At 74.5% G+C, this 12136-nt stretch carries 12 protein-coding genes; 7 read left to right on the top strand and 5 right to left on the bottom strand.

Features of this window, described 5'->3' with window-relative positions:
* Window positions 1-42: 42 nt before the first annotated feature.
* From efeB to ACZ407_RS31875, 3 genes are read left to right on the top strand one after another with little or no spacing between them, the layout of a single operon-like run.
* A complete protein-coding gene (gene efeB, locus ACZ407_RS31885; protein ID WP_468134450.1) occupies window positions 43-1356 on the top strand; it encodes an iron uptake transporter deferrochelatase/peroxidase subunit in 1314 nt (437 codons plus the stop codon).
* 21 nt (window positions 1357-1377) lie between these two features.
* A complete protein-coding gene (gene efeU, locus ACZ407_RS31880) occupies window positions 1378-2334 on the top strand; it encodes an iron uptake transporter permease EfeU (protein WP_468134448.1) in 957 nt (318 codons plus the stop codon).
* The gene (locus tag ACZ407_RS31875; RefSeq protein WP_468134521.1) at window positions 2240-3211 is read left to right on the top strand and encodes an SCO2278 family lipoprotein; all 972 of its coding nucleotides are present in this window, start codon (window positions 2240-2242) and stop codon (window positions 3209-3211) included. Before efeU ends, ACZ407_RS31875 begins: the two co-directional genes overlap by 95 nt.
* Window positions 3212-3236: 25 nt before the next feature.
* Here the strand turns inward: ACZ407_RS31875 and ACZ407_RS31870 are convergent, their stop codons facing one another.
* From ACZ407_RS31870 to ACZ407_RS31860, 3 genes are all read right to left on the bottom strand, one after another.
* Window positions 3237-3818 (bottom strand): GNAT family N-acetyltransferase, encoded by a 582-nt coding sequence (locus ACZ407_RS31870; protein WP_468134446.1) that lies wholly within the window; start codon window positions 3816-3818, stop codon window positions 3237-3239.
* A 32-nt stretch (window positions 3819-3850) separates the two neighbouring features.
* On the bottom strand, window positions 3851-4711 hold the full coding sequence (locus ACZ407_RS31865) for a PhzF family phenazine biosynthesis protein (protein ID WP_468134444.1): 861 nt from the start codon (window positions 4709-4711) through the stop codon (window positions 3851-3853).
* Between the two features lie 441 nt (window positions 4712-5152).
* Complete coding sequence (locus tag ACZ407_RS31860) at window positions 5153-5911, bottom strand: SDR family oxidoreductase (RefSeq protein ID WP_468134442.1); 759 nt, start codon at window positions 5909-5911, stop codon at window positions 5153-5155.
* A 126-nt stretch (window positions 5912-6037) separates the two neighbouring features.
* Here ACZ407_RS31860 and ACZ407_RS31855 point away from each other — a divergent pair, with 126 nt between their 5' ends.
* Window positions 6038-7042, top strand: a complete 1005-nt coding sequence (locus ACZ407_RS31855; protein WP_468134440.1) for a small ribosomal subunit Rsm22 family protein — start codon at window positions 6038-6040, stop codon at window positions 7040-7042.
* Window positions 7043-7183: 141 nt separating this feature from the next.
* Here ACZ407_RS31855 and ddaH read toward each other — a convergent pair whose 3' ends face one another.
* On the bottom strand, window positions 7184-7999 hold the full coding sequence (gene ddaH / locus ACZ407_RS31850; protein ID WP_468134438.1) for a dimethylargininase: 816 nt from the start codon (window positions 7997-7999) through the stop codon (window positions 7184-7186).
* 156 nt (window positions 8000-8155) lie between these two features.
* On the opposite strand from ddaH, the gene ACZ407_RS31845 reads away from it, so the two are divergent.
* Both ACZ407_RS31845 and ACZ407_RS31840 read left to right on the top strand, forming a co-directional pair.
* Entirely contained in the window at window positions 8156-8815 is a 660-nt protein-coding gene (locus tag ACZ407_RS31845; RefSeq protein ID WP_468134436.1) for a TetR/AcrR family transcriptional regulator, read from the top strand.
* Window positions 8816-8931: 116 nt separating this feature from the next.
* A complete protein-coding gene (locus ACZ407_RS31840; RefSeq protein WP_468134434.1) occupies window positions 8932-9681 on the top strand; it encodes a bifunctional DNA primase/polymerase in 750 nt (249 codons plus the stop codon).
* A 56-nt stretch (window positions 9682-9737) separates the two neighbouring features.
* Here the strand turns inward: ACZ407_RS31840 and yaaA are convergent, their stop codons facing one another.
* Window positions 9738-10538, bottom strand: a complete 801-nt coding sequence (gene yaaA / locus ACZ407_RS31835) for a peroxide stress protein YaaA (protein WP_468134432.1) — start codon at window positions 10536-10538, stop codon at window positions 9738-9740.
* A 126-nt stretch (window positions 10539-10664) separates the two neighbouring features.
* Between yaaA and ACZ407_RS31830 the strand changes: the two genes are divergently transcribed.
* Window positions 10665-12107 carry an RNB domain-containing ribonuclease gene (locus ACZ407_RS31830; RefSeq protein ID WP_468134430.1) on the top strand — a complete coding sequence of 481 codons (1443 nt, stop codon included), beginning with the start codon at window positions 10665-10667 and terminating at the stop codon, window positions 12105-12107.
* The last annotated feature ends 29 nt before the right edge of the window (window positions 12108-12136 follow it).

Below are 12136 nucleotides of genomic sequence, written 5' to 3'. Positions count from 1 at the left end.
GCCGTACGCGGCCGCCGGCAGTCCGAAGAGGGGCGTATGCGCATGTCCGAGAAGCCTGAGAACACCGAGGTGCCCGAAGTGTCCGAGAACGTCGAAGCGGCCGCACCGGCCGGGACCGACAGCGGTCCGTCCCGCCGGGCCCTCCTGGGCTGGGGCGGTGCGGGCCTGGCGCTCGGCGCCGCCGCCGCGGGCGGTTCGGTGGCCGCGTTCACCGGCGGCTCCGACCAGGTGCCCGCCGCGCTGACCGGTGCCGCGGTGCCCTTCCACGGCGCGCACCAGGCCGGCATCGCCACCGCCGTCCAGGACCGGCTGCACTTCGCCTCGTTCGACGTGAAGACCAAGGACCGCGCGGAGCTGGCGGCCCTCCTGCAGGAGTGGACGCGGGCCGCCGAGCGGATGACCGCGGGCCTGCCGGTCGGCGAGGGCGCGGTCGGCGGCCTGCCGGAGGCCCCGCCGGACGACACCGGCGAGGCCCTGGGCCTCAAGCCCTCCCGGCTGACCCTGACCATCGGCTTCGGCGCCTCCCTGTTCGCGAAGGGGCGCTTCGGCCTGGAGGGCAGGCGGCCCGAGGCGCTGGTGGACCTGGAGCTGTTCCCCGGCGACAACCTGGACCCGAACCGCTCCGGCGGCGACATCTGCATCCAGGCCTGCGCGGACGACCCGCAGGTGGCCGTGCACGCCATCCGCCAGTTCGCCCGCATAGGCTTCGGCAAGGTCGTCATGCGCTGGTCGCAGCTCGGCTTCGGGAAGACCTCCTCGACCACCCCCGAGGAGCAGACCCCGCGCAACATGATGGGCTTCAAGGACGGGACCCGGAACATCTCGGGCACCGACACCGAGGCCCTGGACAAGCACGTGTGGGTGGCGGACAAGGACGTCTCCGGCCCCTCCGCGTGGATGGCCGGCGGCTCGTACCTGGTGGCGCGCCGGATCCGGATGAACATCGAGATCTGGGACCGCACCCCGCTCCAGGAGCAGGAGGACATCTTCGGCCGGGACAAGGCCGAGGGCGCCCCCGTGGGCAAGTCCAAGGAGCGCGACGAGCCCTTCCTGAAGGCCATGAAGCCCGAGGCGCACGTCCGCCTCGCGCACCCGGACAGCAACGACGGCGCGACCATCCTGCGCCGCGGCTACTCGTTCACCGACGGCACCGACGGCCTCGGCCGCCTGGACGCCGGCCTGTTCTTCCTCGCGTACCAGCGGGACGTCCGCAAGGGCTTCATCCCGATCCAGCGCCGGCTGGCCCGCCACGACGTCCTCAACGAGTACATCCAGCACGTGGGTTCGGCGCTCTTCGCCGTCCCGCCGGGCGTCCGCGGCAAGGACGACTGGTGGGGCAAGGCGCTGTTCGCGTAACGAGCACGGGAGGGAACCGGCGTGTTCAGCAACTATCTGATCGGCCTGCGCGAGGGGCTGGAGGCCAGCCTCGTCGTCTGCATCCTCGTCGCCTACCTGGTGAAGACGGGCAACAAGCACCGGCTGCTGCCGCTGTGGCTCGGCGTGGGCATCGCCTGCGCGGTCAGCCTCGGCTTCGGCGCGGCGCTGACCTTCGGCACCCAGGAGCTCACGTTCAAGGCGCAGGAGGCCATCGGCGGCACCCTGTCGATCGTCTCCGTGGGCCTGGTGACGTGGATGGTCTTCTGGATGAAGCGCACGGCGCGCCACCTGAAGGCCGAGCTGCACGGCAAGCTCGACGCGGCCCTGGCGATGGGCACGGGCGCGCTGGTCGCGACCGCCTTCCTGGCCGTCGGCCGGGAGGGCATCGAGACCTCCCTCTTCGTGTGGGGCTCGGTGCGGGCCGCGGGCAACGGCGCCGCGCCGCTGGCCGGCGCCCTGCTGGGCATCGCCTCCTCGATCGTGCTGGGCTGGCTGTTCTACCGCGGTGCGCTGCGGATCAACCTGGCGAAGTTCTTCACGTGGACCGGCGGCATGCTGGTCGTCGTGGCCGCGGGCGTGCTCGCGTACGGCGTCCACGACCTGCAGGAGGCGGACTTCGTCGGCGGCCTCACGCAGAAGGCCTTCGACATCAGCGCGACGATCCCGCCGGACAGCTGGTACGGGACCCTGCTGAAGGGGACGTTCAACTTCCAGCCCGATCCGACGGTGCTGCAGGTCGCGGTGTGGGCGCTCTACCTGGTCCCGGCGCTCGCCCTGTTCCTGGCCCCGGTAGGGTTCGGACGGTCGGTGGGGGCGAAGGAGCAGAAGAAGAGCCATGAGCAGGCTGAGGCGGTCGGCGGTCATGACGGCGGCACTGACGGTGCTGGCGGTGGCGGCGAGCGGGTGCACGACGGTGCGGGGCGAGCTGGCCTCGGTTCCGTCGGCGACCAGGGCTGAGGCCGCACAGACCCTCACGGCCTTCCTCGCCACCTACAACCGCGCCGAGCAGGCCTATGACGCGCAGCTGATCGACTCGGTGGTCGCCGGTCCCTACGGGGACCGGCGCAAGGCGAGCCTGCGGGCCGGCCGGGCGGCGAACCCGGGCGGGAACCCGGACTTCACCCCCTTGCGGCTCACCGACACGAAGTTCGTCATACCCAAGAAGGCGGGCTGGCCCCGCTGGTTCCTCGCGGACGCCGACAGCAACCGCGACGAGGGCACCGACAAGGCCGACCGGCGGGTGGCGCTCGTCTTCAGCAAGGAGGCGGCGGGCCGGCCCTGGAAGGTCACGTACGTGCTGAACCTGCCGGCCGGCACGGTGCCCGTCTTCAAGACGGACGAGGACGGCTGGGCCGAGCCGGCCGACCCGCAGGCGACCGACCTGGCGATCCCGCCCGGCGAGCTGAGCAAGCGGTACACGCAGTACCTGTCCGACGGGGTGCCGAACGGCTTCGCCCCGGGCACCCACACCACCGGGCGGCGGGCGGTGCGCGCCCGTGACGCGTACCGGCCCGGCTTCACCACGCAGTGGCTGGACCAGGCCGCGTCCACCGGTTCGTACGCCCCGGTGGGGCTGCGGACCGCGGACGGCGGGGCGCTGGTCTTCTTCGCCTCGCGCCAGTTCGAGCAGATGAAGCTGGACAAGTCGGTCAAGGACCCGAAGCTGCCGCTGACCCCTTCCGTGAAGGCGATCATGACGGGCACGGCCACGGACACCCTGATCCGGGAGATGGTCTCGGCCTCGGCCGTGACCGTCCCGCCGGCCTCGAAGCCGGACGCGCGGGTGACCTTCCTGAGCCGGACCCACGGGCTGATCGCGGCCAAGGGCCTGTGAGACCCGGGGCCGCGGTGCCCGGTGTTCACCAGAGGCGGTCGACGAGGCCGGGGTGGAGCACGATCCGGCTGTTCTCGAACCCCGCGCGGTGCGCCCGGGCCGTCCCGGAGAAGAACGCGGCCATGACCGCCTTGTCGAAGCCGGGCGCGTCGCTGGGGAACGGGTCCTCGGCGGTGCCCCCGACGAGGACCGAGCCGGGCAGGTACGTCCAGCCCGCCGCCTCGTAGAAGGGCCGCAGCTCCCGGTCGCAGGTGAACAGCCCCAGGTCCACGGCCGGGTCGGCGGCCAGCAGGGCCCGCGCCTCGGTCACCAGCCGCAGCCCGTGGCCGCGGCCGCGGACGGCCTTGCGGGTGACGACGGTGCTCAGGCCCGCGGCGCGGTGGGTGCGCCCGGCGTGCCGCAGCTCCTTGTGGAGCAGGTCGAGGGCGGCCAGCACGGTCCCCGCCCCGTCCACCAGCAGGACGGAGCGCGGGCGCAGCAGCGGGTCGTGGCTCAGGCCCGTGGAAGGCCCTCCGCCTGCGGGCGGCCAGGCCTCGTCCTGGAGGGCGAGGACCTGGCCGCGCAGCTCTTCCGGGGTGGCGGACTCGGGGAACGTCAGGATCTGCATCCGGTCAGTAAACACACCCGGCGGGGCCGGTTTCAGGCCGCGGGGATCTCCACGCCCTCGCCGGAGACCCGGATGCGGGGCTCGCCGGACCGCAGCTCCACGGTCAGGACCCCGGGGCGGCCCATGTCGGCGCCCTGGTGCAGGGTGAGCACGGAGTCCGCCGGGACCAGCCCGAGTTCGCGGGCGTACGCGCCGAAGGCGGCGGCCGCGGCGCCCGTTGCGGGGTCCTCGACCACCCCGCCGACGGGGAAGGGGTTGCGCACGTCGAACTCCGTCTCCCCGGTGCGGTGCACCAGCTGGACCGTGGTGAGGTCCAGGCGCAGCATCAGGGCCTCCAGCCGCCCGAAGTCGTACGCGAGGTCCGCCAGGCGCTGCCGGGTGGCCGCGCCGAGGACCAGGTGGCGGGCCCCGGCGAAGGCGATCCGCGGCGGGATGGCCGGGTCCAGGTCGGCGGCGGGCCAGTCCAGGGCGGCGAGCGCCTCCGCGAGATCGGCCCCGGCGATCTCCTCCACGCGGGGCGGCACGCTGGTCAGGGTGGCGCGCAGGCGGCCGTCCCGCTCGGTCACCTCCACGGGGACCTCGCCGGCGGGGGTGTGGAACAGCAGCTCGCCGGGGCCGGTGCGCTCGGCGAGCGCGACGGCTGCGGCGACGGTGGCGTGCCCGCAGAAGGGGACCTCGGCCTTGGGGCTGAAGTACCGGACGGTGTAGGCGCGGCCGGGGGTGGCGGCGGGGGTCAGGAACGCGGTCTCGCTGTAACCGAGCTCGGCGGCGATTCCCAGCATGCCGTCCTCGTCGAGCGTCCCCGCGTCGAGGACGACCCCGGCGGGGTTCCCCCCGTCCGGCTCCCCCGAAAACGCGGCGTACCGCAACACGTCAACTTCCCGAATCATCATGCCCCCGCAACCACAAAACCCCGCCCTTCCATTCCCACCACGGACCTCCGCCCCGAACCCGCTCCTCAAGCGCCGGAGGGGCTGGAAGTTGCCCCCTCGCCCGAGACCCCAACCGGCTCACGACGCCGACCGGGCAAACTCCAGCCCCGCCGGCGTTTGAGGCGCGGGTCCGGGCGGAGCCCGGTGCCCGGCGCCAGCCGGGTTGCCTTGGGCCCTGCCCCAGACCCCGCTCCTCAAGCGCCGGAGGGGCTGGAGTTGCCCCGGCTCGTGGGCATCCGCGGGCCGTCGTCTCGGGGCTCCGCCCCGAACCCCGCGCCTCAAACGCCGGCGAGGCTGGAAGTTGCCCCCTCGCCCGAGACCCCAACCGACTCACGCCGCCGACCGGGCAAACTCCAGCCCCGCCGGCGTTTGAGGCGCGGGCTCGGGCGGAGCCCGGTGGGGTCAGCCGCGGCCGATGTAGGGCATGGTGGTGGCCATGACCGTGGCGAACTGGACGTTCGCCTCCAGGGGGAGTTCCGCCATGTGCCGGACCGTACGGGCCACATCCGCCGCGTCCATCACCGGCTCGACCGCCAGCTCCCCGTTCGCCTGCAGGATCCCGCTCTGCATCCGCTCCGTCATGTCCGTCGCCGCGTTGCCGATGTCGATCTGACCGCAGGCGATCCGGTACGGGCGCCCGTCCAGGGACAGGGACTTGGTGAGGCCGGTCACGGCGTGCTTGGTGGCCGTGTACGCGATCGAGTGCGGCCGCGGCACGTGCGCGGAGATGGATCCGTTGTTGATGATCCGGCCGCCCTGCGGGTCCTGCTCCTTCATCAGCCGGAACGCCCCCTGCGCGCACAGGAACGCACCGGTCAGGTTGACGTCCACGACCCGCCGCCAGTCCTCGTACGCGAGCTCCTCCACCGGCACCCCGCCGGGCCCGAACGTGCCCGCGTTGTTGAAGAGCAGGTCCAGCCGCCCGTACCGCTCGCGCACGGCCGCGTAGAGCGCCGCGACCTCCTCCGGCGCGCTCACGTCGGCCGGTACGCACAGCACCTCCGCCCCGCCCGCCGCCTCCGCGGTCCGCTCCAAGGGCTCGGCCCGTCGTCCGGCCAGGGCCAGCGACCAGCCGGCGGCGGCGAGCTCCAGGGCGACGGAGCGGCCGATCCCGGAGCCCGCGCCGGTCACCACCGCGATCTTCTTCCCGGTTGCGTTCATGAGGCCGCACAGTACGTCAGCCGGGCCGCCGGGCCGGGGACGTTCCACCAGGTGAGAGCGGGCCCCGGGCCGGGCGCGGGCGGCGGCCCGTCCGGTCGACGGGACGGGCCGCCGTAAACTCTCCGGGTGAATCTCTCCGTCCCCACCGGCGACGCCCTGCGCGCCGCGCTCTCGGGCCTGCTCGACGGCCTCCCGCCTAAGCAGGCCGCGCAGGCCGTCGACCGGCTGATCGCCAACTACCGGGGGCGTACCCCGACCGACGCGCCCGTGCTGCGCGACCGTTCCGACGTGGCCGCGTACGCCGCGTACCGGATGCCGGCCACCTTCGAGGCCGTACGGGCCGCGCTGGCGGGTCTCGCGGACGCCCTGCCGGGCTGGTCCCCCGCCTCGCACGTGGACGTGGGCGGCGGCACCGGTGCGGCGACCTGGGCGGTGGACGCCACCTGGGAGGGGCCGCGGGAGACCGCCGTCCTCGACTGGGCCGAGCCCGCCCTCGCGCTGGGCCGGGAGCTGGCCGGGGCCTCCGGGTCCGAGGTGCTGCGCGGGGCGGTGTGGCGCAAGGCGGTCATCGGCAGCGGCCTGGCGCTGCCCGAGGCGGACCTCGTGACGGTCTCGTACGTGCTCGGCGAGCTGACCGGGGAGGCGCAGGAGGCGGTGGTCGCGGAGGCCGCCGCGAAGGCCGGCACGGTGGTGGTCATCGAGCCCGGCACCCCGGAGGGCTACCTGCGCGTCCGCGCCGCGCGGGACCGCCTGATCGCGGCCGGCCTGCGGATCGCGGCCCCCTGCCCGCACGACGGCACCTGCCCGATCCCGGTCGGGGAGGACTGGTGCCACTTCTCGGCCCGGGTCAGCCGCAGCTCCCTGCACCGCCAGGTCAAGGGCGGCACCCTGGCGTACGAGGACGAGAAGTTCAGCTACGTGGCGGCGACCCGGCTGCCGGCCGCCCCGGCGGGCGCCCGGATCACCCGCAGGCCCCAGATCCGCAAGGGCCTGGTCCTGCTGGACCTGTGCGGACCGGAGGCGGAGGGGCTGACCCGGGCCACCGTCACCAAGCGGCACGGCGCGCTGTACAAGGCGGCCCGGGACGCGGAGTGGGGCGACGCCTGGCCGCCGCCGCAGGACGCGGACTGAGGGGGTCTCCTCCGGCCCGCGCCCGGCGGCGCGCACCACGCGGGCCGCGGCGCACGGACTCCCCGCGCAGGCCCCGGCGTACGGGCTCCCCGTACGGGCTGCGCGCCGGACCGCCCCGTACGGCTACGGCTACGGCTACGGCTACGGCGCCGGGCGCAGCTCCTGCGTGCAGCACTTGACGCTGCCGCCGCCCTTGAGGAGCTCCCCGAGGTCCATGCCGATGGGCTCGAAGCCGCGGTCACGCAGCGGCCCGAAGAGGCCGACCGCCGCCTGCGGCAGCAGCACGTGCCGGCCGTCCGAGACCGCGTTCAGGCCGAGGGCCGCCGCGTCGGCCGCCGAGGCGATCAGCGCGTCGGGGAACAGGTGCCGGAGCACCGAGCGGCTGCCGGGCGAGAAGGCGTCCGGGTAGTACATGACCTCGTCGCCGTCGAGCACGCACAGGGCGGTGTCGAGGTGGTAGTACCGCGGGTCGACCAGGTCGAGCCCGATCACCGGGCGGCCGAAGAACTCCTGGGCCTCGTCGTGCGACAGCGGGCTGGAGCGGAAGCCCCGGCCGGCGAGCAGGTAGCGGGCCGTGACGGCGAAGTCCCCCTCGCCCTCGTTGACGTGCGAGGGCTCGTGGACCTCGGTGAAGCCGTTGCTGCGGAACCACTCCAGGTGCGCTTCGGCCTCGGCGGCCCGTTCCGCGTACGCGAACCGGGCGCCGAGCACCCGGCCGTCGACGACGGTCGCGCCGTTGGCGGCGAAGACCATGTCGGGCAGGCCGGGCCGGGCGTCGAGGATCTCGACGGTGTGCCCGAGCGAGCGGTAGCGGTCCCGCAGGTCCTCCCACTGGGTCTGGGCGAGCTGAAGGTCCACCGGCTTGGCCGGATCCATCCACGGGTTGATGGAGTAGCTGACCCTGAAGTGCGCGGGTGGGCACATCAGGTAGCGGCGGGGTGTTGCGTCTCGGTGCACGTAATGCTCCTCACGACACGGGCCAGGAAGACACACCGGGAGGGACGGGTGGTACTGGATACAGAATCGTCTCTCCTCGCGGCTCTGCTGTAGTGAACTGATCGGGTGGTTTGCCCGTCGAAGAGCTGTCCGAAGCCTTGCGCTAGGTTTTCCGCCATGTCCGACCCGATGTCCGGCCCGCCGGCCGACCGCGGGCCCGCCCGCTCCGGCGGCCCCGCCAAGGCCCCCGACGCCACCAGGCGCAGCGAGCGGTCCCGCCGCGCGATCCTCGACGCCGCCCTCGCCCTCGTCGGCGAGGTGGGCTACAACAAGCTGACCGTCGAGGCCATCGCCGCCCGCGCGGGGGTGGGCAAGCAGACCATCTACCGCTGGTGGCCCTCGAAGGCCGCCGTGCTGCTCGACGCCTCGCTCGCCCTGTCGGGGGCGGCCGGGGAGGAGGAGGGCGGCCGGCCCGCCTTCCCGGACACCGGGGACCTGTGTGCCGACCTGAAGCACGTCCTGCGGGCCACCGTGGACGAGCTGAGCGACCCCGCGTACGAGGCCCCGGCCCGCGCGCTGACGGCCGCCGGGGCCACCGATCCCGAGCTCGGCGCCCGGTTCACCGAGCAGCTGCTGATGCCCCAGCTCGCCCTGTACGAGGAGCGGCTGCGCACGGCGGCGGCCGCGGGCCAGATCTCCGCAGACACCGATGTGCGGCTGGTGGTGGAGATGCTGGTGGGCCCGCTGACCCACCGCTGGCTGCTGCGGACGGGCCCGCTGGGCCACGCGTACGCCGACGCCCTCGTGGAGCAGGTCCTCCGGAGCATCAGGACATGACTTTCGCCTCACATCCGGCTCTGCGGGCCCCCCGGTTGGGAAGTGCGGTCACCTGGGGCCCAGGATGGTGGGACGATGGATTGGTCTGCCGGGGCAACGGTGAGGTGAGGGGATTCATGGGGTCCGATTCCGGCCGCGACGAGCGCGGCGTGACGGGCAGGTTCGCCCAGTGGCTGCGGGGTTTCCGGGGGCCCGCCGCGGACGACCCCGGCCGTGAGCGCGAGGCGCTGCTGCGGGCCGTGGCCGCCGCCGGGCTGCCGCTCGCGCCGGCCGCGCATCCGGCCGGCTACCGGTGTTCGTGCGAACGGATCGGCTGTCCCACCCCGGCCCGCCACCCGCTGTCCTTCGCCTGGCAGACGCAGTCGACGACCGACCGCGCGCAGGTGGAGCGGTGGGCCCGCAACCAGCCTCAGGCCAACTTCATCACCGCCACCGGGATGGTCCACGACGTGCTGGACGTGCCGCTGGAGGCGGGCCGCAGTGCGCTGGAGCGGCTGCTGGCGGCCGGGGTCGAGGTCGGGCCGGTCGCCGAGTCCGGCGGGGCCGCAGGGGACGGCCGGATGCTGTTCTTCACCGCCACCCGCGGCACCCCCGAGGACGAGGACGAGTGGTGGCCGTGCGAGCTGGACTGCCACCCGGAGACGATGGACGAGCACCCGGGGCTGCGCTGGCACTGCCGCGGCAGCTACGTGCTGGTCCCGCCCGCCCGGCTGCCCGGCGACCTGGAGGTGTCCTGGCTGCGCGGCCCGGAGCACCCGCTGCCGGACCCGCTGACGCTGCTGGAGACGCTGACGGATGCGTGCGCGCGGCATGCGGAGGAGGCGGACCACGATCCGCACGCGGTGGCCTGGCCCCTGAGCCGCTGATCCTTCCGGAGGCTCCGCCTCGGACCCCCTCCGGGTGCGGAGGCCCCGCGAGGGCTTCAGTGGATCTCGGTCACGACCACGTCGAGGGACCACGCCTTGCCCGGCTTCTCGGGGGCTTCGCCCTCCACCGTGTAGCCGAGGTCCCGCAGGGCCGTACGCAGCTCGGCGGGGTCCGCGGGCGCAGCCCCGGAGACGAGCAGGTCGCGCACCAGCCGTCCCTTCGTCGCCTTGTTGAAGTGGCTCACGACCGACCGCTTCTCGACCCCGTCGACGATCTGGGAGTGCAGCACCCGCACGGTCGCCGTGCGCCCCGCGAGCTCCCCCTTCGGCCTCCAGGCCGAGGCGTACGCCGAGGAGCGCAGGTCCAGGACCAGGCCCTCGCCTGCGGCGGCCGGCATCACCTCGGCCATCGGGGCGCGCCAGTGGGCGCCCAGGGCGCCCAGCCCGGGCAGCTTCACCCCCATCGAGCAGCGGTACGAGGGGATCTCGTCGCCGATCCGCACCGCGCCCCACAGGCCGGAGAACACCAGGAGCGAGGCCTCGGCGCGAGCGCGGGCCGCCGGGTCCAGGCCGGCCAGGTCCAGGGCGTCGTACAGCACCCCGGTGTAGACCTCCCCGGCCGGGCGGGCCCCTGCGGTGCGCAGCTCGGCGTTCTTGGCGACCTCCCCGCGCAGGCCCTCGCTGAGGCCGAGGACCTCGCGGGCCTTCTCCTCGTCGGCCACGCACAGCTCGACCAGCTCGTCGAGGACGGCGGCGCGGGCCGGGGCCAGGCCCGGCAGGGAGAGCCCCTCGGGCTTGAGGGGGGCGCCGGGGCCGCCCGCGGCCTTTCCTTCGGACGGCGGCAGCAGCACGAGCACGGGGGGTCTCCTTCGGTACGGGCGGGCGAGGGGTGCGGCCCCCCGGAAAGCGTAGCTCCGCTGCGGACCGGCCCCGTCCGTCCGCTCGCCGTGCCGGTCCGGGCGCCCGCACCTACGCTCGGGTACATGCCTCGCCGTCAGATGCACATGACCGGCGCAGCGGCTGCCCCGCTGCAGGACGCCCTGCGCGCGCTGCGCGCGGAGCTGGACGTGCCCGCGGAGTTCCCGGCGCAGGTGCTGGAGGAGGCGCAGTGGGCCGCGCAGGACCCGCGGCTGCCGTCGGAGGACGCCACGCACATCCCCTTCTTCACCATCGACCCGCCCGCCTCGGTGGACCTGGACCAGGCCATGCACCTGGAGCGGCGGCCGGGCGGCGGGTACCGGGTGCACTACGCGATCGCGGACGTGGCCGCCTTCGTCGCGCCGGGCGGGGCGGTGGACGCGGAGGCCCACCGGCGGGTGACCACCCTGTACTTCCCCGACGGGAAGGTGCCGCTGCACCCGCCGGTGCTGTCGGAGGGCGCGGCCAGCCTGCTGCCGGACCACACGGCCCCGGCCCTGGTGTGGCGGCACGACCTGGACGGGGAGGGCCGGGTGCTGTCCACGGAGGTGCGGCGGGCGGTGGTGCGCAGCCGGGCCAAGCTGGACTACACGGGGGTGCAGCACGCCCTGGACGGCGGCGGGGCGGCGGAGCCGCTGGTGCTGCTGCGGGAGATCGGCCAGCTGCGGGAGGCGCTGGAGGTCGAGCGCGGGGGCGTCTCGCTGAACGTGCCGGAGCAGGAGATCACGGCCCAGGACGGCGGTTTCGCGCTGTCCTACCGGGCTCCGCTGGCCGCCGACGGCTGGAACGCGCAGATCTCCCTGATGACGGGCATGGCGGCGGCCGGTCTGATGCTGCAGTCGGGTACGGGGATCCTGCGGACCCTGCCGACGGCCCCGGACGGTGCGGTGGGCCGGCTGCGCCGGGCGGCGAAGGCCCTGGGCATCGACTGGCCGCACCACGTCCCGTACGCCGAGCTGGTGCGCTCCCTCGATCCGCGGCAGTCGAAGCACGCGGCCTTCCTCCAGGAGTGCACGGCCCTGCTGCGCGGGGCGGGCTACACCGTCTTCCGGGACGGGGCGGCCCCCGATCCCTCGGTGCACGCGGCGGTGGCGGCTCCGTACACGCACTGCACCGCCCCGCTGCGGCGGCTGGCGGACCGGTACGCGGGCGAGCTGTGCGTGGCGGTCTGTGCGGGGCAGGCCCCGCCGGAGTGGGTGCTGTCGGCGCTGGACGGGCTGCCGAGGGAGATGGCGGACGGCTCGCGGCTGGCCAACACGGTGGAGCGGGAGTGCGTGGACCTGCTGGAGGCGGCCCTGCTGAAGGACCGGGTGGGCGAGGTCTTCGACGCGACGGTGATCGACGTGAAGGAGCGCGAGCCGCGGGTGGGCACGGTGCACCTGGAGGAGCCCGCCGTGGTGGGCCGGGTGGAGTCCGCCGGGGGCCCGGTGCCGCTGGGCGAGCGCATCCGGGTCCGGCTGACGCAGGCCGACCCGGGCACGGCCAAGATCCTCTTCGTCCCGGCCTGAGCCAGGCCGCGCGGGGCCGGGCCCGGTCG

This window comes from Streptomyces sp. NPDC030809 (assembly GCF_055572195.1).
The sequence above is the reverse complement of the archived record's forward strand: the minus strand, read 5'-3'. Positions and strand labels throughout refer to the sequence as shown.